General features: G+C 52.4%; 21 protein-coding genes. 9 read left to right on the plus strand and 12 right to left on the minus strand.

Features of this window, described 5'->3' with window-relative positions; all coding sequences use genetic code 11:
- Window positions 1-127: 127 nt before the first annotated feature.
- The 5 genes from JKK62_RS06500 to purC all read right to left on the minus strand — a co-directional run bounded on the left by JKK62_RS06500 (window position 128) and on the right by purC (window position 4,998).
- Entirely contained in the window at window positions 128-976 is an 849-nt protein-coding gene (locus JKK62_RS06500) for a patatin-like phospholipase family protein (RefSeq protein WP_243411770.1), read from the minus strand.
- A complete protein-coding gene (proC, locus tag JKK62_RS06505; protein ID WP_201427200.1) occupies window positions 973-1,842 on the minus strand; it encodes a pyrroline-5-carboxylate reductase in 870 nt (289 codons plus the stop codon). The genes JKK62_RS06500 and proC overlap by 4 nt, the downstream gene beginning before the upstream one ends.
- Window positions 1,839-3,086, minus strand: a complete 1,248-nt coding sequence (locus JKK62_RS06510; protein ID WP_201427201.1) for a glutamate-5-semialdehyde dehydrogenase — start codon at window positions 3,084-3,086, stop codon at window positions 1,839-1,841. The genes proC and JKK62_RS06510 overlap by 4 nt, the downstream gene beginning before the upstream one ends.
- 164 nt (window positions 3,087-3,250) lie before the next feature.
- Window positions 3,251-4,018, minus strand: coding sequence for a glutamate 5-kinase (proB, locus tag JKK62_RS06515; RefSeq protein WP_201427202.1), 768 nt, complete (start codon window positions 4,016-4,018; stop codon window positions 3,251-3,253).
- Between the two features lie 272 nt (window positions 4,019-4,290).
- Window positions 4,291-4,998 carry a phosphoribosylaminoimidazolesuccinocarboxamide synthase gene (purC, locus tag JKK62_RS06520; RefSeq protein ID WP_201427203.1) on the minus strand — a complete coding sequence of 236 codons (708 nt, stop codon included), beginning with the start codon at window positions 4,996-4,998 and terminating at the stop codon, window positions 4,291-4,293.
- Window positions 4,999-5,257: 259 nt separating this feature from the next.
- Between purC and JKK62_RS06525 the strand changes: the two genes are divergently transcribed.
- From JKK62_RS06525 to JKK62_RS06535, 3 genes are all read left to right on the plus strand, one after another.
- On the plus strand, window positions 5,258-5,632 hold the full coding sequence (locus JKK62_RS06525) for a C-GCAxxG-C-C family protein (protein ID WP_201427204.1): 375 nt from the start codon (window positions 5,258-5,260) through the stop codon (window positions 5,630-5,632).
- A 159-nt stretch (window positions 5,633-5,791) separates the two neighbouring features.
- The gene (locus JKK62_RS06530) at window positions 5,792-8,617 is read left to right on the plus strand and encodes an insulinase family protein (RefSeq protein WP_201427205.1); all 2,826 of its coding nucleotides are present in this window, start codon (window positions 5,792-5,794) and stop codon (window positions 8,615-8,617) included.
- 212 nt (window positions 8,618-8,829) lie between these two features.
- Window positions 8,830-9,201: a BlaI/MecI/CopY family transcriptional regulator gene (locus tag JKK62_RS06535; protein WP_201427206.1), complete on the plus strand. Its 372-nt coding sequence runs from the start codon at window positions 8,830-8,832 to the stop codon at window positions 9,199-9,201.
- Between the two features lie 206 nt (window positions 9,202-9,407).
- On the opposite strand, the gene JKK62_RS06540 is transcribed toward JKK62_RS06535, so the two are convergent.
- The 3 genes from JKK62_RS06540 to JKK62_RS06550 all read right to left on the minus strand — a co-directional run bounded on the left by JKK62_RS06540 (window position 9,408) and on the right by JKK62_RS06550 (window position 12,583).
- Window positions 9,408-10,541, minus strand: a complete 1,134-nt coding sequence (locus JKK62_RS06540; RefSeq protein WP_207752143.1) for a DHHW family protein — start codon at window positions 10,539-10,541, stop codon at window positions 9,408-9,410.
- A 148-nt stretch (window positions 10,542-10,689) separates the two neighbouring features.
- Window positions 10,690-12,084, minus strand: a complete 1,395-nt coding sequence (locus JKK62_RS06545; protein WP_201427208.1) for an MBOAT family O-acyltransferase — start codon at window positions 12,082-12,084, stop codon at window positions 10,690-10,692.
- Window positions 12,085-12,184: 100 nt separating this feature from the next.
- Complete coding sequence (locus JKK62_RS06550; RefSeq protein WP_201427209.1) at window positions 12,185-12,583, minus strand: TFIIB-type zinc ribbon-containing protein; 399 nt, start codon at window positions 12,581-12,583, stop codon at window positions 12,185-12,187.
- Window positions 12,584-12,937: 354 nt separating this feature from the next.
- Between JKK62_RS06550 and JKK62_RS06555 the strand changes: the two genes are divergently transcribed.
- Together JKK62_RS06555 and JKK62_RS06560 are read left to right on the plus strand one after the other, a co-directional pair.
- Window positions 12,938-14,206: a chloride channel protein gene (locus JKK62_RS06555; protein ID WP_201427210.1), complete on the plus strand. Its 1,269-nt coding sequence runs from the start codon at window positions 12,938-12,940 to the stop codon at window positions 14,204-14,206.
- A gap of 51 nt (window positions 14,207-14,257) precedes the next feature.
- On the plus strand, window positions 14,258-15,658 hold the full coding sequence (locus JKK62_RS06560) for a hypothetical protein (protein WP_201427211.1): 1,401 nt from the start codon (window positions 14,258-14,260) through the stop codon (window positions 15,656-15,658).
- A 232-nt stretch (window positions 15,659-15,890) separates the two neighbouring features.
- Here JKK62_RS06560 and JKK62_RS06565 read toward each other — a convergent pair whose 3' ends face one another.
- The 4 genes from JKK62_RS06565 to JKK62_RS06580 all read right to left on the minus strand — a co-directional run bounded on the left by JKK62_RS06565 (window position 15,891) and on the right by JKK62_RS06580 (window position 21,666).
- A complete protein-coding gene (locus JKK62_RS06565; protein WP_201427212.1) occupies window positions 15,891-17,744 on the minus strand; it encodes a dockerin type I repeat-containing protein in 1,854 nt (617 codons plus the stop codon).
- A gap of 196 nt (window positions 17,745-17,940) precedes the next feature.
- A complete protein-coding gene (locus JKK62_RS06570) occupies window positions 17,941-19,815 on the minus strand; it encodes a dockerin type I repeat-containing protein (protein WP_201427213.1) in 1,875 nt (624 codons plus the stop codon).
- 210 nt (window positions 19,816-20,025) lie between these two features.
- On the minus strand, window positions 20,026-21,405 hold the full coding sequence (gene mgtE, locus JKK62_RS06575; protein ID WP_201427214.1) for a magnesium transporter: 1,380 nt from the start codon (window positions 21,403-21,405) through the stop codon (window positions 20,026-20,028).
- Between the two features lie 123 nt (window positions 21,406-21,528).
- Window positions 21,529-21,666, minus strand: coding sequence for a hypothetical protein (locus JKK62_RS06580; protein WP_201427215.1), 138 nt, complete (start codon window positions 21,664-21,666; stop codon window positions 21,529-21,531).
- A 210-nt stretch (window positions 21,667-21,876) separates the two neighbouring features.
- Between JKK62_RS06580 and JKK62_RS06585 the strand changes: the two genes are divergently transcribed.
- From JKK62_RS06585 to rlmB, 4 genes are all read left to right on the plus strand, one after another.
- The gene (locus JKK62_RS06585) at window positions 21,877-22,407 is read left to right on the plus strand and encodes a hypothetical protein (RefSeq protein ID WP_201427216.1); all 531 of its coding nucleotides are present in this window, start codon (window positions 21,877-21,879) and stop codon (window positions 22,405-22,407) included.
- Between the two features lie 178 nt (window positions 22,408-22,585).
- Window positions 22,586-23,122 (plus strand): phosphatase PAP2 family protein, encoded by a 537-nt coding sequence (locus tag JKK62_RS06590; RefSeq protein ID WP_201427217.1) that lies wholly within the window; start codon window positions 22,586-22,588, stop codon window positions 23,120-23,122.
- A 581-nt stretch (window positions 23,123-23,703) separates the two neighbouring features.
- Window positions 23,704-24,261 (plus strand): DUF6512 family protein, encoded by a 558-nt coding sequence (locus JKK62_RS06595; protein ID WP_201427218.1) that lies wholly within the window; start codon window positions 23,704-23,706, stop codon window positions 24,259-24,261.
- Window positions 24,262-24,377: 116 nt separating this feature from the next.
- Window positions 24,378-25,133: a 23S rRNA (guanosine(2251)-2'-O)-methyltransferase RlmB gene (gene rlmB / locus JKK62_RS06600; protein WP_201427225.1), complete on the plus strand. Its 756-nt coding sequence runs from the start codon at window positions 24,378-24,380 to the stop codon at window positions 25,131-25,133.
- The last annotated feature ends 165 nt before the right edge of the window (window positions 25,134-25,298 follow it).

A 25,298-nucleotide genomic window follows, 5' to 3' on the forward strand; every position in this document is an offset into this window, starting at 1 on the left:
CCAAAGGGAGCCTATGGCTATTCTGTCGGGAATTTTACATGCCCAATTAGATAGTTTCCACAAAGCCTCACCTCGACGGAAAGAAAAAAAGACGAAGGTGACAAGCGTCATCTTCGCCTTTAACATATTACTTGATAAATTCTTTTATCCGATCCAGCTCACGCAGGGCAACTTTTCTGCCCTCGTCATATGCCGCCTGCAGTCGATCGGGATCATGCTCCGTGCGCGAGATATCGAGCGGCATATCGGGACAGAGCACCAACGTGTTGCCCATGCGCTCACACGCGAAAACATATTCGCGCTGGAAGGCATACATCTTGTGGCGGTCAGCCATCACGCGCGCCATCTCGGGATGCTTGCGGAGTATCGCGCGCATCAACGCCTTATTATTCGCCTGCTTGCGATATTTGCGCGGACGGGTCAGGACGACCACGTTCTTCTCATATCCCTTTCGCTGCATAAAGCGCAGGGGGATCGAATCGCTCATGCCGCCGTCGAGCAGGGTATAGCCATCCACCTCGACGGGTCTTGACACCATCGGCATCGAAGCGGACGCGCGCATCCACAGATAACCGTTTTCATCCGCGCGATCCACACGCTTGTAAACAGGCTCGCCCGTGAACACATCGGTGCAGACCACATAGAATTCCATCGGGTTTTCTTCAAATGTCTGCTTATCGAAGATATCCAGCTCCTCGGGGATGGTACGATAACAGAACTCCGCTCCGTACAGATCACCGGTCATAAGCAATGATTGGATTGAACAGAAGCGGCTGTCACGGCAGAAGCGCTTGTTGTAGCGGATCACGCGGCCGGGCTGACGGCTCTTGAAATTACAGCCGAACGCCGCGCCCGCCGACACGCCGACCATCGCGGGGAAGTCGACGCCGTTCTCCATGAACACATCGATCACACCCGCGGTGAACATGCCGCGCATCGCGCCGCCCTCTAAGACCAGACCTGTCCCCATGCTCATTCCGTCTTACCTAATTCGATATTGCGCTGATAAGCGGCGGCGACAGCGTCGCGGACAGCCTCTTCCATTTTCGCCTCGTCGAGCTTCTTGACGCCCTCGATGGTACTGCCGCCGGGTGAGCAGACGTTCTCGATCATCTTGTCGAGGGGCGCGTCATTGCTCTCCAGCATTTTTGCCGCGCCGCGTACCGTCTGGATCGCCAGCGCCAAAGCGGTCTCTTCATCCAAGCCCGCATCGACGCCGCCCTGCGCCATACCGCGGACGAATTTATAGACAAAAGCAGGGCCGCAGCCGGATACGGAGCAACCCGCGTCCATCTCTTCCTCTTCCATACCGGTCAGATGACCCGCATGCTTCATCAGGTTCAGGAATTTGCCGATCTCGTTCTTGCTGACGTTCTCTGAGGTGGTATAGAGGATCTCGCCCTTGCCGACCTCGACCGCTAAGTTAGGCATGATGCGGATGACCTTATAGTCGCCGCCCGCCATCTTGCGGATCGTTTTGATGGACAGACCCGCCGCCATGGTGACAAGGATCACATCCTTGTGCTTTTCGAGCTCCTTTTTGATCTCGCCGAGCATCTCAGCCATCATCTGGGGCTTGACGCCGAGGAAAACATATTCGCTTTCCGCTACGACCGTGCGGCTGTCGGCGAATTCACAGCCGATACGCTGAGCCAGCGCGGAGGCTTTTGCCGCGTCATGGTCACAGACGATGATCTGTTTGGTAGAGCGTGACGCCGCCCTTGCCAGAGCGCCGCCCATATTGCCGACGCCGATAAAACCAAAGCGATAATTGATCGCGCGGATATTCGGCACATGCGCGCCGAAGTTCGCGATCCCGCTGAATCCGAATTTGTGACTCATCTGATATTGCCCCTTCCCGTAATAATGTATTTATAGGTGTTCAGCTCCTCAAGACCCATCGGGCCGCGCGCGTGGAGCTTTTGTGTTGAGATCCCCATCTCGCATCCGAGTCCGAACTCACCGCCGTCGGTGAAGCGGGTGGACGCGTTGACATAGACCGACGAGCTGTCAATACCGCGCGTGAAGACCGCGGCGGCGTTCTCATCAGCTGTGACAATCGCCTCGCTGTGACCGGTGGAATGAGCGTTGATGTGAGCGACCGCCTCACGCACATCCTTCACGATCTTGACCGCTAAGATGTAATCGAGGAACTCGGTGTCGAAGTCATCCTCACCCGCGGGGGTACCGTCGATGATCGCGGCTGCCTTTTCATCGAGGCGCAGCTCGACGGGATTGACCTCTCTGTTATCGACCAAAAGCGCTTTGAGCTTCGGTAAAAATTCCTCCGCGATATCCTCGGCGACTACCAGCACCTCCTCGGCGTTACAGACAGAGGGTCGCGAGCATTTGGCGTTTTCTACGATCTTCAGCGCCATGTCGATATCGGCGGCGCTGTCGATATAAATATGACAGATACCGGTACCCGTCTGGATGCAGGGCACGGTGGCGTTTTTCACGATAGCGGAGATCAGACCTTTGCCGCCGCGCGGGATCAGCAGATCCACATAGCCGTCGGCGGTCATCAGCTCATTGGCGCTCGCGCGGGTGGTGTCCTCGATGAGCAGTACCATATCTTCATTCAGTCCCGCCTCTTTGAGACCCGCTCTGAGCGCTTTGACGATCGCCGCGGCGCTTTTATGCGCTTCTTTGCCGCAGCGCAGCACACAGACGTTGCCGCTCTTCAAGGCGAGTGCGGCGGCGTCGGAGGTAACGTTCGGACGGCTCTCATAGATGATCGCCACCACGCCCAGCGCGACGGATACACGTTCGATGACCAGTCCGCCGGGACGCTCATGGTGCTTTAACACTCTGCCGAGCGGCGAAGGTAACGCCGCTACCTCGCGGATGCCCTGCGCCATGCCCTTGATGCGTTCATCACTGAGCATCAGGCGGTCGATCATCACGTCGCTGATCTTACCGCGTGCCGCTTCGATATCGAGGGCGTTCGCGCTGAGGATCGCCTCGGTGTTTTCTTCGAGCTTATCCGCCATCAATAACAATGCGCGGTCGATATCCTGAGGCTCCACAGCGCCGAGCAGCGCCTTCGCCTCTTTCGCTTTTACCAAGAGTTCATGTGTCGTCATAGTAGATCCCTTCTTTTCATTAGGAATTAGGAGTTAGGAATTAGGAATTAAGGAAAAGCCTTCGGCTTTTGATTCCTATTGGATGAATCGAAATCGTTTCATTTCACTTTATCGATCAGGTGCGGACAGCGTCCGCCCGCAATTCCTAATTCCTCATTATATTTTTACTTCTTCGCTACAAATTTAGTACAAACAGCGTTGCCGTCCATGATATCATACAGGATATCCGGATCTCTGCCGTTGGCGATCACGACCTCGATGCCGTTTTCCGTCGCCAGCTTAGCCGCTTTGAGCTTCGTCACCATGCCGCCTGTACCGAGCTTGGAGCCTGCCGATCCGGCGAGCGCCTCGATCTCGGGGGTGATCTCCTCGATGACCTCCAGACGCTTCGCGTCGGGGTCGACGGCGGGGTTCGCGGTATACAGTCCGTCGATATCGGAGAGGATGATCAACAGCTCCGCGTCAACGCGGTCGGCGATGATCGCGCCGAGTGTATCGTTGTCGCCGATGACGATCTCATCGGTCGTGACGGTATCGTTTTCGTTGACGATCGGGATCACGCCCAGCTCCAAAAGGCGGTGCAGGGTGTTGTCGAGATTCTTGCCGTAGTCGTCGATCGCGACGAACGCGCCGGTCATCAAGATCTGCGCGACCGCGTGATTGTACTTGCCGAAGAGCTTATCATAGACATACATCAGCTCGCACTGCCCGATCGCCGCGCCTGCCTGCAGGGTCGAGATGTCATCGGGTCGACGATGGATGCCGACCTTGCTCAGACCCATGCCGATCGCGCCGGACGACACCATCACGATCTCATTGCCGGCGTTCTTTAAGTCGGAGATGACCTTGCACATCTTCTCGACACGTTTGATATTCAAAAGTCCCGTCGAATGGGTGAGCGTCGAGGTGCCCACCTTAATCACGATTCTCATATTTTCCCTCCAAATACTTATCCAATCGTATTATACCACACCGTATACTTTAAGTCAATAAAGCGGAAAAGAATTGCAGTGAGGAGTGAATGGCGGACTCCGTCCACACCTGATTCCCGCAAGGAGTCGGAGGCAGCGAAAGCAGCGGATGATCCCAACAAAAAACGCTTGCAACCTGTATAGCGGTATGCAAGCGTTTCATCATTATATGATAGAATTGTATGAGCGAAGCGAGTAACCAAAACTCCTCACTCCTAACTCCTAATTCCTAATTAAGACAGTCTTCCCATGATCTCGGCATAAGCATCCTCTACGCCGCCGAGGTCGCGGCGGAAGCGGTCTTTGTCGAGCTTTTCCTTGGTCTCAGCGTCCCAGAAGCGGCAGGTGTCGGGGCTGATCTCGTCAGCCAGCACGATGGTACCGTCGGAGAGTCTGCCGAACTCGAGCTTGAAATCGACAAGGATAACGCCGCGCTCTTTCCAATAAGCCTTCATGTAATCGTTGACGGCAAAGGCGTATTTCTTGATGGTCTCGATCTCTTCCTCAGTAGCGAGCTTGAGCGCCAGCGCGTGATAATCATTGATCAGCGGATCGCCGAGATCGTCGTTCTTGTAAGAAAACTCGATGGTGGGCTGCTCAAAGACAACGCCCTCTTCCACGCCGTAGTTCTTGGAGAAAGAGCCCGCGGCGATGTTGCGGATGATGACCTCGAGAGGTACGATGGAAACCTTTTTGACCACGGTCTCACGGTCGCTGAGCTCCTCGACAAAGTGAGTCGGGATGTTCGCTTCCTTTTCGAGCTTCTGCATCAGCAGGTTGCTCATCTTGTTGTTGATGACGCCCTTGCCGACGATGGTGCCCTTCTTCAGACCGTTGAACGCGGTCGCGTCGTCCTTATAGGACACGATATAGCATTCGGGGTCGTCGGTCAAAAATACTTTCTTTGCCTTACCTTCATAGAGCTGTTCACGTTTTTCCATAATTACCTCCCGGATTTCTCTGCAAACGTTTCATGTACGGGAGGAGCAAGCCCCTCCCCTACATTAGGTTTTATACACCAGATAAGGCGGTGTGTCAATAATCCCGACGAGATTTCGGATATTTGTACAGACGGCGTGCTTTTTCGAGCAAAGTTTTTGAGAAAATAATAAACACGGCGGTTGACATCATCACAGAAAAGTAGGATAATGAACAACGTGAAAGCTATACTAATACTAATCACATACATAAAGGAATGATATGATGAACCGATCTGAACTCGGCGCTTCTCTCAAGCGCTCCCACAACTGCTGTCAGGCGGTGCTGCTCGCCTTTGAGGACAAACTCCCCTATGACAAAGAATCTCTCCTGATGCTCGGCTCGACCTTCGGTTCGGGCATGGGCGGCATGATGGGCACCTGCGGCGCGCTGATCGGCGCGGAGATGGTGCTCGGCATCCTCAGTAAGCAGACCCGCGGCATGAACCCTGTCAGCCGCAAGCTGTTTCAGGCGTTTGAAGAGAAATGCGGCGCGTCACGCTGTATCGACCTCAAGGGCGTGGTGACGGGACATATGCTCTGCTCCTGCGAGGACTGCGTAAAGAACGCGATCGAAGCGGTCGATGAATTACTTTGATCAAAAAAACTACTGGTTTGGTTAACGGTTAACGGATATCGGATAACGGTAAAGGGAAACGCTTCGCGTTTTGGATCGATAATAGAATTGTCCGAGCGCAGCGAGTAACCGACACCGTTAACCGTTCACTGTTAACCGTTCTCCGGAAAGGATTTTCCCATGAAATACAACATTGGTGATACCATCCACGGCTTTGTGGTGGAACAGCGCCGTCATGTCAAGGAGATCGGCGGCGACCTGTATATCCTGCGCCACACTCACAGCGGCGCGCTCTTATGCTACGTCGATAACGACGACCGCAACATGACCTACTCGATCACCTTCGCGACTCCGTCGCATGATTCGACCGGCGTGTTCCATATCCTCGAACACAGCGTGCTTTGCGGTTCACGGAGATATCCCGTTGACGATCCCTTTGTCGAGCTGATGAAAAGCTCGCTGTACACCTTCCTCAACGCGATGACCTTCCCCGACAAGACGATGTACCCTGTGTCGAGCATGAACGACAAGGATCTGATGAACCTGATGTCGGTCTACACCGACGCGGTGTTCTGTCCGCTGATCTATGATAATGAGAATGCCTTCCGTCAGGAGGGCTGGCATATCGAGCGCGACGAGAACGGAAAGCCCTATTATCAGGGCGTCGTCTACAATGAGATGAAGGGCGCTTTGGGCGACCCCGATGAAAACCTCTATCAGGCGGTGTTCGGCGAGAGCTATGAGCCCTGCCAGTACACCACCGTGTCCGGCGGTCATCCCGACCATATCGTCAAGCTCACCTATGAGGATTTCATCGCCAACCACAAGAAATATTATCATCCGTCCAATGCCAGATTTTACCTCTACGGCAAGATGGAAATAGAAGAGAAACTTCGTTTCCTCGATGAGGAGTATCTGAGCAAGGTCGAGCCGCGGGAGGCGGTCAAGGAGCCGAAGATCACGGTCAAAAAGCAGGATAAGCCCTTCTACTGCACCTACACTGCGGACGGCGAAAAGACGAACGAGGATTATATCGCGTTCACCTATCCCATCTGCGAAATGCCCTCCTTCACCACCTACCTCGGACTGAGCGTCCTGACCGACATCCTTGCCGATACCAACTACGATCCGCTCAAAAAGCGCATCCTCGACAAGGGCTTAGCAGTCGAATGTGAGTGCGAGATGATCGAGGATATCGCCTATCCCCTCTTTACGATCAAGCTCCGCCATTGTGACGCGAGCCGCCTCGACGAGATCGAACGCGAGGTCACCGCGTGCCTTACGGAATGTGCCGAGGGGCTGGACAAAGAGGCGGTGAGCGCCAAGCTGAGCACCACCGAATTCAATCTGCGTGAGGGCAGTGCCGCGGGACTGACCAAGGGACTGTACTACAACATCCAGATCGCCGACACATGGCTGTACGGCTATGAGCCGTGGCGCTACCTTGAGTACGAGGAGTCGCTCGAAACCATCAAATCCATTATCGACAAAGGCTATTTTGAGGATCTGATACGGGTATTCTTATTGTGGAACAAAGAGCGGAATATCGTCGTGATGACGCCCACGGCGACCGAAAAGAAATATGCCGAGCCCGACGCGGACGCCGCTGTCACCGCGAACGACAGCTCCCCCGATCAAAAAGCCGAAAAAGACGCGCGCATCCCGCATTTGAACATCAGTGACATTGATAAAAAAGCTGTCCCCTTCCTGACAGAAGTAAAAGGGAAAGAAGCTTCATATCTGTATCATCCGCTGAAAACGGACGGCATCGTCTATGCCGATCTGTTCTTCGATATCGGACAGGCGAACGATGACGAGCTCTTCGATATCAGCATCCTGTCCTCTCTGCTCGGCAACATTGCCACCGCGGACACCGACGGCAAGACCCTGCAAACCAGGCTCGGGCTCTATACAGGCTCGCTGAGTATGTCAGGCTCCGTTTCGAGCTATAACAACAGAGTGATCTCCTCCGCTGTCCTGCGCTTCAAGGCGCTCGCCGACAACTACAGTCAGGCGGCAAAGCTCGCCGAAGAGATCCTCACCAAAACCGTCTTTGACGACAAAAAAGCGATCTGTGATCTGATCGACCAGATGGTGACCGAGCTGCAGCTGGGCTTCATCAACAACTCCAGTCAGATCGCCGCGATCCGTGCCGCCGCGACCCACAACACACGTGACGCGATTCTCGACAAGACCGGCGGACTGAGCTTCTATCAGCGACTCAAAGCGCTCAAAGAGTCGTTGGATTCCGATCCTGAGAGCTTTTCAGCGCTCAAAGCCCGCCTTGAAAACGTGTACGATCGCTTCATCAAAAACGGCAGTGCGGTATACTCCCTCGCGTGCGATGAAGAAAGCTGCGACAAGATCAAGGATGCTCCCCTGCCGATGCAGGGCAGCCTGACCGACGCGCTCAGTCAGGCACAAAGCTCCCTGCTGTCAGGCAATGTCGCGCTGTGCGCGCCCTGTGACATCGTATTCAACGGCTACAGCTTTAACGCGGACAACGAGCTCAGCGGCGGCGGCTTACTGCTCGCCAAAAAGATCCTCTCCCTCGAATACCTGTGGCAGAAGATCCGCGTTGAAAACGGCGCCTACGGCTGCGGCACGATCCCGAACTCTGCCAAGCGCCTCGATATGTGGAGCTACCGTGACCCGCAGATCGCGATCACACTCAACACCTTCCAAAACGCGGCAAAGTTCCTCAGCTCCTTACAGCTCAGCGACCGTGCTCTGGAGGATTATATCATCAGCGTCGTGCGCTCGCTCGACAACCCGCAGCTACCGCGCGCGACCGCGTATCTGAGCTCTGTCTATCATCTGCTCGGCAGAGATAACGCCGCGATCCAAAAGGAGCGCGACGAGCTGCTGTCCACGACCGTCGATGATCTGAACGCAATCGGCGATAAATTGAATAAATATGCAAACAATGCTTCTTTTTGCACCGTCGGCAGCGCCGAAAACATCGAATCAAACAAAGAGCTGTATGATGAGATCACGAAACTGTGAGCCTCGGTTCCCGATCGTCAAACTTCCGAATAATCCGTTAAATGTTTAACATTCTCCCTCTTTTTTGCACCGTTCACAAAAATATATAAAAATATTGCAAATACCTGTTGACTAATTTCCGATTTTATATTATAATTTCGCCATAATCATACACAAATTGCATTATCTTTCGATTCATCCCGATGTTTTCGACTACAAGAAAGAGGTATGTTATGATGACAAAAAGCGAGAAGCAAATCATGGATCTGCTGTGGGGCGTAGACGAGCCGCTTTCCTGCACCGAGATCATCCAAATGTCCGGCGACAAAACATGGAAAGACAGCTATGTACACTCCCTGATCAAATCCCTGATGAAGAAGGACCTGGTCGAGGTCGTTTCGTTCGAGCTTGTCTCCCGCAGCTACGCGCGTAAATTCGTGCCCAAGCTGAGCAAAGAGAGCTACTGTATCAGAGAGTATCTGAACGAGAACCCCGACAACAGCTTCATCAAGTTGTTCACCGCCTATCTGGATCAGTGTGACAGCGCGGATGAAGTGAAGGCGTTCGAGGACGCGATCGGTCAGTGGAAGACCAACCATTCGTAAAACAAACATCCATACAAAAAGGAGAGAAGCAAACGCTTCTCTCCTTACTTTTTATTTTGATCAACATCCCTTTCAGCAAGGGGTGTGGGGTCGCATCCGGACAACCTCGGAGGAATCGTATCGATCTCCGTTTAAAACGGGGCGCATACAAATCGTCATTACGAGGAGGAACATTTTTCCGACGTGGTAATCTCAACCGATAACTATCATTCCAACCAGCCAAGGTTGGTATCGGTCGCCAGATTATCGATGGAATATACCACCAGCACACGGTCGATCTCCTCGGTCTCCACCAGTCTGCTTACCGGCTGGGAATAATAGCGCAGGTCGACCATGATGATCTCGCTGTAATGATCGGCGAGATACGGCACCATCGAATGGGCAAAGCTGTCCTTGATGACCAGCAGCTTTTCATTCGAGCTCGCGGCGGAATTCTTGATCACCGTATAGGGATGGTTGCCGTCGAGATAGATGGGATACTTATCGTCATCCTCCAGATGGCTCAGATAGAACATATCCTTTTGCTCGGTCACATTTCCGTTATCGGTGATGGCGGTCACGATCGTAGTATCATTCGCGGGGTTGTCCCACACCTCCACGGTATCGGGATCGGTCAGCCAGAAGCCCGAGGATGAATAGGTCGTGCCGTAGAAGCCGGGATACGAGGTCACGGTATAATCCTCTTTGGCGTGAGGAGTATAGCCGAGCACACTGCCGAGCTCGCGGTAAGCGGTATACGCGCCGTAAGCCGTCCAGTGATGGTCGGTCTTGTAGTAGATCTGATTGCCGTCGGCGTATTCCTTTTTGAACGCCTCGCGCACATCGACGAACCTCGCGGACGGAAGCGCCGCAATCATTTCTTCAAAGCGATCGTCATCGCGGTACTGCTTATGGACGTCGGGCAGGATATCGGCGCAGACATAGCCCGTAGAGGGCGCGACCAGCACGGTGGTGTCGACGGGACATTTCTCGGCGAACTCATTGATATAGCCGATGTTTCGGCTCAGATCATCCATCTTCTCGGGATCATTGACGAGATAACCGTTCTTGCCCAGATAGATGCCGTTGGAGCCGTTGTTGCCGATGGCGTAGTTGTAATAGGCGGATAAGCCCACCCAGAAATTACGCCCCGCGGTCTGGTCGGACAGGAACTTTTCAAAATCCTCGCCGAACTTACCCGACAGCAGACTGTCAACGGTGAACTTCGGCGCCTGCTCCAGATAGCGCTTTTCGGAGGAGCTGTATTCTTTTTTCGGCAGTACAAAGAACAGTACCATCATCCCGATAATGAAGATCAAAAAGATCGCCGCGGGCAGGAATTTATATGCCTTTTTCATCATGCTCCTCCTTTCACGCTTTTTGTAGGGGAGGGTCTCGACCCTCCCGACTGAAAATCAAAGTTGATTTTCAGAGGATACTTTCAGAGATTTCATTCTATATCGCCTTTGGCGAACGGGAGGGTCAAGACCCTCCCCTACATATGTTTCATCAGAAACGGAAATACAAAAACGGATTATAGCTCTGGGATACCAGCAGCGCGGTCGCGATACCCAGCACCACACAGCAGAACAATGCCTGTAATACCGAAGCCGCCTTGGTGTTCTCTACCTTTTTGTAGAGCTTTGCCAACAGCGGTGTGGAAGCCAGTCCCGCCACCAGAAGCATCGGCAGGTACGAGAGCGTCAGCGCGCCCGCGTCGGGGGTGATCGCCGCGCCGCCGAAGCTGAACATCGACGTAAAGAACGAGCCCATCTCGCCCAGATCGCTGAAGTAGAACATCACCCATCCGAGGATGATGAAGAACAGCGCGTAGATATGCTGTATCACGGCGGGAGCTTTGTCGAGCCACTTCTTGAGCACGAATTTCTCGAGCACGAGCAGCAGACCGAAGTACAAGCCCCAGAAGATGAAGTTGAAATCGGCGCCGTGCCAGAAGCCGGTCAAAAACCAGACGATCAGCAGGTTGAGCATCTGACGCGGCACGCCCTTGCGGTTACCGCCCAGCGGGATATAGACATACTCTCTGAACCATGTGCCCAGCGAGATATGCCATCTGCGCCAGAACTCGGTGATGCTCTTGCTGATATAAGGATAGTTAAAGTTCTTGAGGAACTCAAAGCCGAACATATTGCCCAGACCGCACGCCATATCCGAGTAGCCGGAAAAGTCGAAGTAGATCTGGAAGGTATAGGCGATGATGCCGACCCATGAGCCGAGCCATCCCATCTCGCCGATCTCACGCATACTGTCCCATAACGCGCCCATCTGGTTGGCGATCAGGACTTTTTTGCCTAATCCCACACAGAACAGGCACACGCCCTTGGTGAACTGATCGAGGGTCTCGCGACGATGGTCGAGCTGATAGGCGACGTCCTTATAGCGGACGATCGGGCCCGCGATCAGCTGCGGGAACAGCGATACATAGGTACCGAAGGTGATGATATTCTTCTGCACCGGCGCGTCGCCGCGATAGACGTCGATCGAATAGGACATCGTCTGGAAGGTGTAGAAGCTGATACCGATCGGCAGGGGGATCTTGAGCGCGGGGATATTCAGGAACGGCAGATAATTGAGCGTGTTCGTAAGGAAGCCCGCGTATTTGAAGAAGCCCAGCAAACTCAGGTTGATACAAACCGAGGCGATCAAAAATCCCTTGGCTCGTTTTTTGTTCGTCTCGCGGTATTTGTTGATGAAATAACCACAGGTGTAGTCCACGATTGTGGAGAAGATCATCAGGGTGACAAAGACCGGCTCACCCCATCCGTAGAAGACGAGGTTGACGATAAAGAGCAGGAGGTTGCGCCAGCGGCGCGGGCATACGTAATAGAGTATCAGCACGATCGGCAGATACATAAACAAAAATAACAGTGACGAAAATACCATATGCGAACCTCCTTTCTTTTTGGTGAATGGTGAATGATAAAAAATTGTAGGGACGAGCATTGCTCGTCCGCGGACGGTCAATGACCGTTCCTACAGTTCATTAAAACAGTATATTCTTTTTAAAGTCTTTTCCGCATTTCGGGCAATGGATCTGCTGTACGCCGGTGCGTTTTTTCAGCCTTAACTGCGCCTTGCAGTAGGGACAGGTCAGATATCGGTGGGTCTTGAAATCCCGGATCTTCATGTACTGGCGCTTGAAAAACTCAGCCACAACGTTATAAATGCTGAGAAAGCGGTTGTTCTCATACAGCCGCTTGGTGATATTGGTGGACAGCGCGCGGAAGATCGCCAACGCGCCCAACAGCAATACGACGATCATGATGATCGAGTTGCGGACAAACAGGTTGATCACATACAACACTGCCGTGACGATCCAAATGAAAGTATTCAATTTATCGTTTCCGTAACGACCCTGCATGAATTCAGCGATTTTTGTCAAAATATTACGCAAAACATCACCGTAGCCTTTTTATTTCAATAGTCATTGCGAGGCGTTGCACACTCACGTGCAACGAGCCGTGGCAATCTCAACTTAATTCTTTTACTCGCTAATCTTCATATTAACACACGCAAAATGGTTTTTCAAGAAAATAATTCCCCTTCGATATTGAATATTACTGAAAAATGAGGTATACTTTTAGGCAGATTGACGATTCAGATAGAAGTTAGGAGTGAGGAGTTAGGAGTGAGGAGTTTATGGCGGACGATACCGCGCCCTTTTGTATCGGAGTATGCCATACAACCGATTGAGCATGAGCGCAATGGCGCTAACACCCTCACTGAAAACGAAAAAATGGATCATTTCAAACAAACCGTGCGGCATGACGCCGTTCGTGTCAGACAATATATCATCTCATTCTTCAAATGGTCGCTGATCGCGGTGGTCACCGGCGGGATCGGCGGCGCGCTGGGCGCGGGATTTCGCTGGGCGATCACCTACGTCACCGATATCCGCACGGCGAATCCGTGGCTGTGCTATCTGCTGCCCGCGGGCGGCGTGATCATCGCCTTTTTGTACCGCGTCACCAAGCTCAGCGGTCACGCGGACACCAACCTGATCATCAACTCGGTGCGCTCCGAGGACAAGGTGCCCATCACTTTGGCGCCCGTGATCTTCCTGTCCACCGTCATCACCCACCTCTTCGGCGGATCGGCGGGTCGAGAGGGCGCGGCGCTGCAGCTCGGCGGCTGTATCGGCAGCTTCATCGGCAGGGTCGTCAGACTCAATGAAAAGGATATGCCCATCGCCCTGATGTGCGGCATGAGCGGACTGTTCTCCGCGCTGTTCGGCACACCCCTGACCGCTACCGTGTTCGCGATGGAGGTCATTTCGGTCGGCATCATCTACTACAGCGCCTTTCTGCCGTGCATCGTCGCGGCGCTGACAGCCTTCGGCGTCACCAACCTGTTCGGACTGTCTCCGACCAAATACGTACTCGAGGACATCCCGCAGCTGAACATCGTCAACATCCTCACGGTCGCCGTGATCGGGATCGCGGCGGCGGTGCTGAGCATCATATTCTGCTTCACTCTGGAGAAAACGCATCAATACGCTGTGCGATTCTTCCGCAACGAATACCTGCGCACTGCCGTGGGCGGTACGGCGATCGCCCTCTTGACCCTGCTGATCGGAACACGCTACAACGGTATCGGCGGCGAGGTCATCGCCGAGGCGATCACACAGGGCAAGGCGCTGCCCTATGACTTTATCCTCAAGATGGTGTTCACCGTGATCACCATCGGCTTCGGCTATAAAGGCGGCGAGATCATCCCCACCTTCTTCATCGGCGCCGCGATGGGCGCGACCATCGCACCCCTGCTGGGACTGTCCGGCTCCTTCGGCGCGGCGGTCGGACTGATCGCGCTGTTCTGCGCCGTGGTCAACTGCCCTATCGCCTCTGTCATCCTCTCGATCGAGCTGTTCGGGAGCAACGGGCTCATTTTCTTTGCTGTTGCCCTTTGCGTGAGCTATATGCTGTCGGGCTACTACAGCCTGTATTCCGGACAAAAGATCATGTACTCCAAGCGCCGGGCGAGATATATCAACAAACAGGCAAAATAATACTATTTTTCAATAAAAACCGATATAACAAGCGTCTTCAGGAGAACTGCCATGTCATACAACATTGTTCATAAAATCTCATCCGCAGTCTGTATCCTCGCGCTGCTGTTCTGCCTCACCGCCTGCGGAAACAACAAGAATACAGCGGGCGATACAGAAACCGCCACATCGGACACCGCGCCGATGCTCAAGGATCCGGATAATATGCCCGAAGTGACGCTGAGCGCCGACATCGACTGGCAGAGCCTGTACTATGAGCGTTTACGCTCGCTCGACAGCGAGGCATATCCACGATGCGCTCTGATCTATCTCAACAACGACGAGGTACCCGAGTTGGTTCTGGATACCGACGACGAGAATCATGACGATATGCTGACCTATATCACCGAAAACGGTCTGTTCACTATCTCGGAAGACCTCATGGCAGCGGAGCAGACCGACTTCTCCTATCTCGAAAAAACAGGCAGGTTCCTGCTCAGCAACAAGGACAGCCAAATCATCAATAATGTCGCGGACAAGACCACCGGGAAAGCCACTACGCAAAGGAGCCGCTACGCGTGGATCTGCTACTTCAACGGAGAGCTGCAGGATATCACCTATTATCTGACGGAAGATCGTCTCGGCGACGGCGATCCGTACACCAAGATCTCGGATCTGACCCAAAACCCTTCCGTTTCGGTAAAAGCGGATCTTCCCTCGGCGATCAAGGATTACTATGACGTCGATCAGGCAAAAACACCCGAGTTCATGTCGGTCGACGGTATGATCGACAGCTTGAAGGGCGATCGGAAGGCTCCGGATCGTAAGGCGGGCGACTACAGCGGCGACGTCCATTCTCTCGTGAGTACCTACAAGGACGTATCCGGCAAGGTGGTCATCTCCAATAAAGAGAAAACCCTGCATTATCGCATCCCTCAGATCGATCTGGAGGGTGAAGAGATCGAAGCCATCAACAAAGAGATCCTCGAATTATTCAATGAAGGGGTCGCTATGATCGAGAACCCCGACCGCAAGGCGACCGATCACCCGGGTTATCAGACCGCCGATTATTCGGTATACGGTCAGAACGGCGTACTGTCCCTGGTCATCAGCACGATCGGCTTCGGCGGTTCGGATTCACCCGATCAGCATTTCATCTATAACATCGATATTACCGCCAAAAAGAAGATCGACAACCTCTGTCTGCTCAACAGCTACGGCGTAGATCCTCAGCTCATCGAGACCGCCTTTACAGAGCAGGTCGGGCAGTTCTTCACCAAAGATCAATTTCCCGCGGGAACATCCGAGGACGTCATCGACGATCTGTACCGGGAAACGGTAGAGATGTTCTCCCCTGTCGACGTTTTCAACCTTATATATTTTGACGACGCCGGCAATCCGACGGTACTCTACCGTCAAAAACAGCTCGCCGGCGAGCCCTATGTAGAGAAAGCCCTGACCCTCTATCCGTGATTAACGATCGTTCAACTAAAAAGCTCCCTCTGTCACCGACAGAGGGAGCTTCATTATAGGTTATGGAAGGCTCCCTTTGGTAAAGGGAGCTGTCGCCGGACACTCGTGTCCGGTGACTGAGGGATTGTATCAAACGTCCAAGCGTCAGCGAGATACAGTTTCCTTAACTTAATGAAATTGTGCAAAAATCAGAGGGAGCTTTATTGATTCTATTGTTCAACGCAGACGGGGATCAGACCTTTTCGCCGATGGTAAGCTCCTGATCCAAACCGAGGAGCCAGCGCTGGAGCAGGGTCGCGTCGACTACATCAAGATCGCCGTTTTGATCGACGTCGCCGAGCTTTTTGATGGAAGCGGTCGGGTTCTTTGAGCCGGCGAGCACGCGCTGGATTTGGGTCACATCGAGGATCGTGATCTTGCCGTCTTCGTCAGTGTCGCCGAGCAGTTGAGGTCCTATGACCTTGAAGTCGACGCTCTTTGTGTTGTTGAAATAAAGCGCCTCCGGAACCGTATGGTTCGGGTTAACTTCTACAGTCGCGGTATATTCCCCCGGCGGCAGCTGTGCCTTAAAGCTGTAAAACAGATAACCCAAATAGTAATCTGTAGTAGGGATACGAATAGAGTTCGGAAGAGCATAGCTCTTTTGCAAAACCACCTCTTCCTGCGCGTCGGTCACCGTGAGCCGTGTAGATATCCCCTCTTCCTGATTGAAATAGTCAACTGCCGATTGATTCCTCAGGTACGGGCAGAAATAGATCGTCGCGTCTTTGGAAAACTCTGTTTTAGATTCTTTAAAGTACCAATAGCGTTTCACACAAGGATCATAATCATCACTCCAAAAATTCGGATCCGAAATGACTTCCTCATGATCTAATTCATCGAATCTTTCATAATCCTTCGGTTCATCGGTCAGTTTCAAATCGTAGATTGCAGCGTCCGGCGAAGTCGACTTGTCCAACGTCGCGTCAGGTGAGGTTTCAAAGGGGATATCAGGGCTGTATGGCTTTAGGACATAGGCTGTACTGATACTGACGTCACAAACGGTCGGATCGCTGTACCAATAGTACCAGCCTCTATTTTTCAGCTTCTTATATTCGATCGGGATCATACTCATCACGTCAGGAGCGGTGCGGCGGTCTTTTCCCTTCTTCGCCAGATTGGAGTCGGAATCGGTGACGAAGATATACTTGTAATGCTCCTTACTGTCGGCGGGATAGTTGGGATCAGTCACAAAGCCCCACAGCGTGACCGCGTGAAGCCCAAAATATGAATATTCTTCGAAGCGGTACAGATCCAAACTGAGCTCTGCTGTATAGCCCTCGCGAAGCCTGTTGTAGATGGCTTCGGTCTCTTCGTCAAAGTCGTAGCCCTTTATCATGTCAAAGCAATCATACTGCGGAAAATACCCGCCAAATCCGGGAGAATCGTATTCCCAGTTCTCCGCAACTCCGCTGAAAAACCATGAGAAAACAGTTGCTTTATCAGTACCTCGATTTGGGAAAGCCTCGAGAACTTTTTCAAACACATCGTCGCTGTTGGTAAAGCCTGCCTGCGCCGCCCAGCCGGAGCCGACCAGCATATTGGAGGCTGTCGCCGGTCCGCACATCAGGTCGTCGTCATCGCCATACCATGTCTTTTCCACATCGATAAAGCCGAGGTTCTTCATCTCAAAGAGCTTGCCCTCCACATAATTGTCGATGATCGCTTTCTTGATCCGCGCTACGTTGTTCTTCGTGAGCCCGGTCAAAAACACATTGTAGCCGGTATCGGGCATGACGAAGTCGGCGGTATAAAAGCCGTTCATCATCGTCCCGTCGAACGCGCCGGTCACCGCGCGCTCGTTTTGATGCTTGACCTCGAGCACCGGCTCGCCGTCATCGGTCAGCGTAAAGCTGCCGTCAACAGGCACATCCTCCGCCTTTGCAACATCCACCTCGATCGGTGTTTCATTTTCCACATCGCCGGAGCCGGTGATCTCACCCGTCGGCTGAGCCTCCTGCGCGTATACAGCCACAGGAAAGCCGGTCAAAAGCAGCGCCATACACAGCACGAGCGAAAAAATGCGTCTATTCCAATTCGTTTTCATGCCACCTATCCCCTTTGTTGTGGATTAATCATATGTTTATGATTTTTCAATATGATTTTATATATTATATTATACAGTAGTTATTATTATAATGCAATACAATTCGTCAACATCACAGGTTTTTTACAGACTAAAACTCCCTCTGTGGCATAAGTCACAGAGGGAGTCGTTTTTTATGATGCAACGCAGACAAGGATCAGACCTTCTTGCCGATGGTAAGCTCCTGATCCAAACCGAGGAGCCAGCGCTGGAGCAGGGTCGCGTCGACTACATCAAGATCGCCGTTTTGATCGACGTCGCCGAGCTTTTTGATGGAAGCGGTCGGGTTCTTTGAGCCGGCAAGAACGCGCTGGATTTGGGTCACGTCGAGGATCGTGATCTTGCCGTCTTCATCGGCGTCGCCGAGCAGTTGAGGCTCTCTGACCTTGAAGTCGACGCTCTTTGTGTTATTCATATAAAGCGCTTCCGGCACCGTATGGTTCGGGTTGAATTCGAAGGTCGCTGTATAATCACCCGGTGGCAGCTGCGCCTTAAAGCTGTAAAAGATTTCACCCAAGTTACCATTGCGGATACCGAAGTATGTCGGAACATCATAATTTTTTAGGAAAATCACCTCTCCCTGTGCATCGGTCACCGTAAGGCGTGTATAAATCCCCGAATATATACCTTTCTCATCATCATACCTACAACGATAAACAACATTCGATTTGTTTTTCAGGTACGGACAGAAATAGATCGTCACGTCAGGAGTGAACTCTGTCTTTAATTTGCTGCGATCATATTCCGAAGCATAATTAGGCTCATATTCTTCTATCCAATAATCCGGATCCGATACGATCTCCTCATGATCCAATTCATCGAATCTTTCTTTGTCCTTCGGTTCATCGGTCAGGATCAGCGCGTCGACCGCAACGTCCGGATCATTCGCCCTGTCCAACGTCGCGTCGGGCGAGGTTTCATAGGGAATATCAGGGCTGTATGGTCTGAGAGTAGTAGCTCCATAGATCCTGACATCACAGACGGGCGGATCGCTGTACCAATAGCCCCAGCCTTTTTCGTACAGATTCTTATACTCGATCGGGATCATGCTCATCACGTCAGGCGCGGTGCGGCGGTCTTTTCCCTTTTTCGCCAGATTGGAGTCGGAATCGGTGACGAAGATATACTTGTAATGCTCTTTGCTACTTGCGGGATAACCGGGATCGGTCACAAAGCCCCACAGCGTGACCGCGTGAGCACCAAAGCATCCATGATCCTCGAAGCGATACAGATATAAGCTGATCGAAGCCGTATAGCCCTCATGAAGCCTGTTGTAGATGGTTCCGATTTGATTATCAAAATCGCCAAAGTATTCCATCATATCATTATTCTCATAGTTATACTGCGGTAAATATCCCTTGAACCCGGGGGAATCATAGCTCCCGCTGGTAATTCCGCTGAAAAACCAAGAGATAACAGTTTCTTCAGCAGTACCTTGATTCGGGAACGCGTCGAGCATCGCCTCAAACACATCGTCGCTGTTGGTAAAGCCCGCCTGCGCCGCCCAGCCGGAGCCGACCAGCATATTAGAGGCTGCCGCCGGCCCGCACATCAGGGAGTCATCGCCTCCATACCATGTCTTTTCCACATCGATAAAGCCGAGGTTCTTCATCTCAAAGAGCTTGCCCTCCACATAATTGTCGATGATCGCCTGCTTGATCCGCGCTACATTATTCTTTGTGAGTCCGGTCAGGAATACATTGTAGCCGGTATCGGGCATGACAAAGTCGGCGGTATAAAAGCCGTTCATCATCGTGCCGTCATACGCGCCGGTCACGGCGCGCTCATTTTGATGCGTGACCTCGAGCACCGGTTCACCGTCATCGGTCAGCGTAAAGCTGCCGTCGACAGGCACGTCCTCCGCCTCGGCAACATCCACCTCAATCGGCGTTTCATTTTCCGCAACGCCGGAGCCGGTGATCTCACCCGCCGGCTGAGCCTCCTGCGCGTATACAGCCACAGAAAAGCCGGTCAAAAGCAGCGCCATACACAGCACGAGCGAAAATATGCGTCTATTCCAATTCGTTTTCATGCTACCTATCCCCTTTGTTCCGAATCAATCATATTGATTATGATTTTTCAATATGATTATATATATTTTATTATACAGTAGTTATTTTTATAATGCAATACAATTCGTCAACATCACGGTTTTTTACAGACTAAAACTCCCCCTGTGACACAAGTTACAGAGGGAGTCGTTTTTCTGATTGAGATCAAATAGCGCTTTACGACGCGCGGTCTACAAATGCAGGATCGCCTGAGCGATCTGGAAGTAGACGAACAGCGAGATCGCGTCCACGATGGTAGTGATGAACGGCGAAGCCATGACGGCGGGGTCAAAGCCGATCTTCGCCGCGATCATCGGCAGGGTACAGCCGACGAGCTTTGCGATAAAGATGGTGACGACCATCGTCAGACATACCACCAGCGCCACCTGTACGGTGATGCCGGTATTGCCGAGCACCAGGCGGTCGAACAGCATGATCTTCGCGAAGTTCGCCGCGGCAAGCGTGACGCCGCACAAGAGCGATACACGCGCTTCTTTGAAGATGACCTTAAAAATGTCCTTGAACTCGATCTCATCCAGCGAGAGAGCGCGGATGACGGTGACGGACGCCTGTGAACCGGAGTTACCGCCGGTATCCATCAGCATCGGGATGAAGGCGGACAGCACCAGCGAGCCCGCCAGCGCGTCCTCAAAGCCGGTGATGATCATACCGGTGAAGGTGGCGGAGATCATCAGGATCAGCAGCCACGGGATACGCGCGCGATAGGTCTCGAACACGCCGATACGGTCATAGGGCTTGTCGGTGGTCGGCGTGATAGCCGCCATCTTCTGGATATCCTCGGTCGCCTCTTCTTCCATGACGTCGATCGCGTCATCGACCGTGACGATACCGACCAGACGGTTCTCTTTATCGACGACGGGCAGCGCGAGGAAATTGTACTTGTTGAACATCTGGGCGACCTCTTCCTGGTCGTCAAGGGTGTTGACCGAGATCACGTTGGTCTCCATGATGTTCTCGATGACCTCGTCATCATCGCTGAGCAGCAACGTCTTGATGGTGACGATACCGATCAGGGTGGAGGACGCGTCCGACACATAGCAGGTGTAGATGGTCTCCTTGTCGATACCGGTGCGGCGGATGCGCTTGATCGCCTCTTCCGCGGTCATCTTGGGACGGAGGATCACGCACTCGGTCGTCATGATCGACCCGGCGCTGTCCTCGGGGTATTTCAATATTTCGTTGATCTCTTTTCTTGTCTGGGGATCAGCCTGTCTGAGGATTCGCTTGACCACATTCGCGGGCATCTCCTCGATCAGGTCGACCGCGTCATCGACATACAGCTCGTCGATGACCTCCTTGAGCTCCGTATCCGAAAAGCCGTGGATCAACAGCTGCTGGGTCTCTTCATCCATCTCGACAAAGGTCTCGGCAGCCGTTTCCTTGGGCAGCAGTCGGAACAGCAGAGCTGTCTTCTCACTCTGCAGATCCTCAAATACCGCCGCGATATCGACGGGATTCATCGTGTTGAGGATGTCGCGCAGGGTGGAATAACGCTTGTTATCGAGCAGGGTCTGGATCGTCTCGAACAAGCTCACAGTATTCCTTTCCATAAAAAAACCTCCTACGTTTTGGTCTCGCGGAGGCACTGTAGAAGGGGTATTGCGGCTGTCTGCCGATTTTCAGTGAAAAACAGATAACTCCGACGCCGCTCGCGCGGTCACGCAAAGCGCCTTTTACGGGCTGTCATTGCAGAACCTCGCAAACGCGCTGTTCATCTGCTTTTCACTGAAAACCGGATCCTCAGGATCCTTACCGCAATACTTGACACTTCGTCGCCCTCCGGCAGCGCCGCCGGTACTTCCGGTGTCCATATCTTCGCCTCTTTCGTGATTGGATTCTGTCGGATATCGGCTTATGCCCTATCCCCACAGTAATTCTATTTTACTCCCCTGTCACTAATAAGTCAATCAAAAAATCGACGAATTTTAGGTAATATTTATCTTGATTTTATGAAAATGATAATCTATAATTAGAGCTGCTGAAAAACAGAAACGAAACAAGTATCATACTACGGAGAAAAAATGAACGACAAACTCGAAAAAACGCTCAAGGAGCTTTTACCATATATCATCGTCACCGGCATCATCTTTTTGCTGTTGCCGCTTTTCATGGGCAAGACCGCGTCTGCCGCGACCTATATCATCCAGATCGGCGTCTTTCCGCTGACCGCCTTCGGCTGCGGCGTGTTCTATAAGCTCCAGAAAAAACAGAACAATCTTTATCTGTGCCTGATCGCGCCGATCTTCTACGCGCTTGCCGCGCTGCTCTACGGCATGTGGAGAGCCTCGTGGTACACGGTGCTGATCTATATCGTCGCCTACTTTTTGTGCGGCTATCTGGGTCAGCTGCTCGCCGATGTGCTCCCCTTCAACAAAAAGGACGGCTCACCGCGCCGCCGCTCTCTGCGCCCCCGCCGTGTGAATGTCGAAGAAAAAGAAGCCCCGGCAGAGGATTTTCAGGCGGAGGATCCGACCGAGGATGTGCAGCTCGACGCCTCCACCACGGAGGACGATATCGAAACGATCCTGAACAATATCCATAACCGCAAATGATAAGGCTCCCGCAAGGGAGCTTTTTTTGACTTCTTTACAAAAACTTTGCCCGAAATATTGACACCTTTCTCTGTTATCATATATAATGAAACTATAATGATGATCTAATGAGATTGCCACTGGGCAAAACACGTGTTTGCCCCTCACAACGACTATTTGAATCAATACGGAGCGTCTTATGTTTCATAAACTGCGTGAAATGGATGAGCGCGTGCTGAAGCGGATGTCTGAGATCCACCGCCCCGTGCTGGACAAGATCATGGTGATGTTCACCTATGCCGGCACCGGCGGATTCATCTGGTGGGTCGCTTTTGTGATCCCCTTCCTGATCTCCCGCCGATACCGCGAGACCAGCGCGATCATGACCGCGGCTCTGAGCGTCAACTATCTGATCGGTGAGATCCTCATCAAAAAGACCGTCGGCCGCAACCGTCCGTCCACATGGATATCGGATGAAGACATGAAAATCAATAAGCCCAAGGATCATTCCTTCCCGTCGGGTCACAGCGCCTCTTCCTTTTGTGCCTTTACGGTCACGGCTTGGTGCTGTCCCCCGTGGATCTGGATCCCCGCGCTGGTTTTAGCGGGCGCGATCGCGTTCTCGCGCATGTATCTGCGGGTACACTACCTGACCGACGTGTTGGGCGGCATTGTGCTGGGCGTCATCAACGGCACATGGGTCACGCTGATCTTTAAGACGTTTATCTTCAAATGAATAACATGAACACCTCGTGACGATCACGGGGTGTTTTTTTAGAATAAACATTCTGACTGTCAATATATACTCAACCATTCTTATCCGACCGTTTTCTGATGACTGCCTGCATGACCCGAATGTTACAATTTTGAAATAATTCTGTATTATTCCGTTGGATAATTGACAAGCATGATATTACAAACTGTATAATCATTTCCCCTTTTTTCACAAAAAGAAGATAGGATAATTCTGTTAAAAAAATTATGGAAAACTATGAAAAGTCAAAAAAACGATGGATATATCAGTCGATTTGAGCGATTTGACCCCTGAGTTATTCCACTTATCCACAGAGTTATCAACATTTTTATTGAAAAATACGAATAATACAAATCGTATAATTTCTTAAAAATAATTATTTTTTGAAAATATAGCCCTTTGTAACCTTCGCCCCGGAGCGGAATAGTGTACAAGGCGCCTCTCATATCATATTACCGACTGTTTATCGCCTTTCGCCGAAAACAGGATACTGCTGTCACAGCGGTCGGGTCACCATTCGGTACGACCCGATACAATGATAATCGGATAATTGAGGGGTTCATATGGATAAGAAGAATATCGCGCTGTCGGAGGCGGCGGGCTGTGTATTGATCTACAGCGTCGCCGTGCTGCTGCACTTTGCCTATCCGCTCAGCTGCGGCGCGGCGCTGAGTATCGTATTCGGCGCGGTCAACGAGAGCGTATGGGAGCACACCAAGATCTTTGCCGCGCCCTACATCGGCTGGGCGCTGATACAACTGTGCTGGCTGAGGGTACACTTTCGGCAGTATGTCGTCGCCAAAGTGATCGGTCTCTACCTGCTGGCGGGTATGATCATCGGCTCCTCCTATCTCATGTCGCTGTTTTCGGATCATGCCGTCCTTTGGGCGGACATCGCCGCGTCACTGATCGCAGTGCTCACGGCACAGGGACTGACCTATCGACTGGAGACCGATGAGAACCGACTCAAAGACTATTTCTATCCGGCGCTGATGCTGTTGGGGCTGTACTACCTGATGTTCTTCTCCTTCACGATTTTTCCGCCGAAAACAGAACTGTTCCGCGACCCCGTCAGCGGCGGATTCGGGATCGTGGAGAAAATCGCCGAAAAAGAGCGATAATTATTTCATAAATTCTGCCTCATTTTTCGCTTTTATTCTTGCGAAGAAGCAAAGCCGCATACTATATATGGTATACTGTATTGGTATAAGTATGATTATAATGTGTAGGTATGCCTATGAACAACGAAAAGAATCAGCCGTATCAGAATGACGAGCTGCTGATCGGACGCAACCCGGTCGCCGAAGCGCTCAGCGCGGGACGCTCGATCATCAAGGTGATGGTCGCCAAGGGCAATCCATCCGGCGCCGCGGTGGAGATCACCGCCAAAGCCAAAAAAGCCGGTATCCCCGTACAGGAGGTCGAGCGCAAAAAGCTGGACTTCATGACGGGCGGCGCGGCGCATCAGGGGATCGCGGCACTCTGCGCGATGAAGGAGTATTCCTCCGTGGAGGATATCCTCAAGCTCGCCGAAGAGCGCGGTGAACAGCCCTTTGTCATCATCCTCGATGAGATCGAGGATCCGCACAACCTCGGCGCGATCATCCGCTCGGCGGAATGTGTCGGCGCGCACGGCGTCATCATCAAGAAGCGCCGCAACGCGGGATTGACCTATACCGCCTACAAAGCCTCGGCGGGTGCGCTCGAGTACCTGCCGGTCGCCAGAGTGACCAACATCGCGGACACCATCGATGAACTGAAGCGCCGCAACATCTGGATCTACGGCGCGGACATGAACGGCGAAGACTACCGCAAAACCGATTTCAGCGGCGGCGCGGCACTGGTCATCGGCAACGAGGGCAAGGGGATCTCCCGACTCGTGCGCGAAAAATGCGACGTGATCGTATCCCTGCCGATGAAGGGCAGGATCAACTCCCTCAACGCCTCGGTAGCCGCCGGCATCCTGATGTATAAGGTTGCGGAAAGCAGATAGCCAAGGCTCCCTTTGGTAAAGGGAGCTGTCATCGGCAATACCTTGCCGATGACTGAGGGATTGCATCAATAGAGCGCTTACAGCGCGACCAACCGAATCAGGTAGTTTTTATGGATAGAATACATAATAAAGAGAATGTTCCCTTTGCAAAAGAATTGAGAAAAA

The organism is Ruminococcus difficilis (assembly GCF_016680995.1).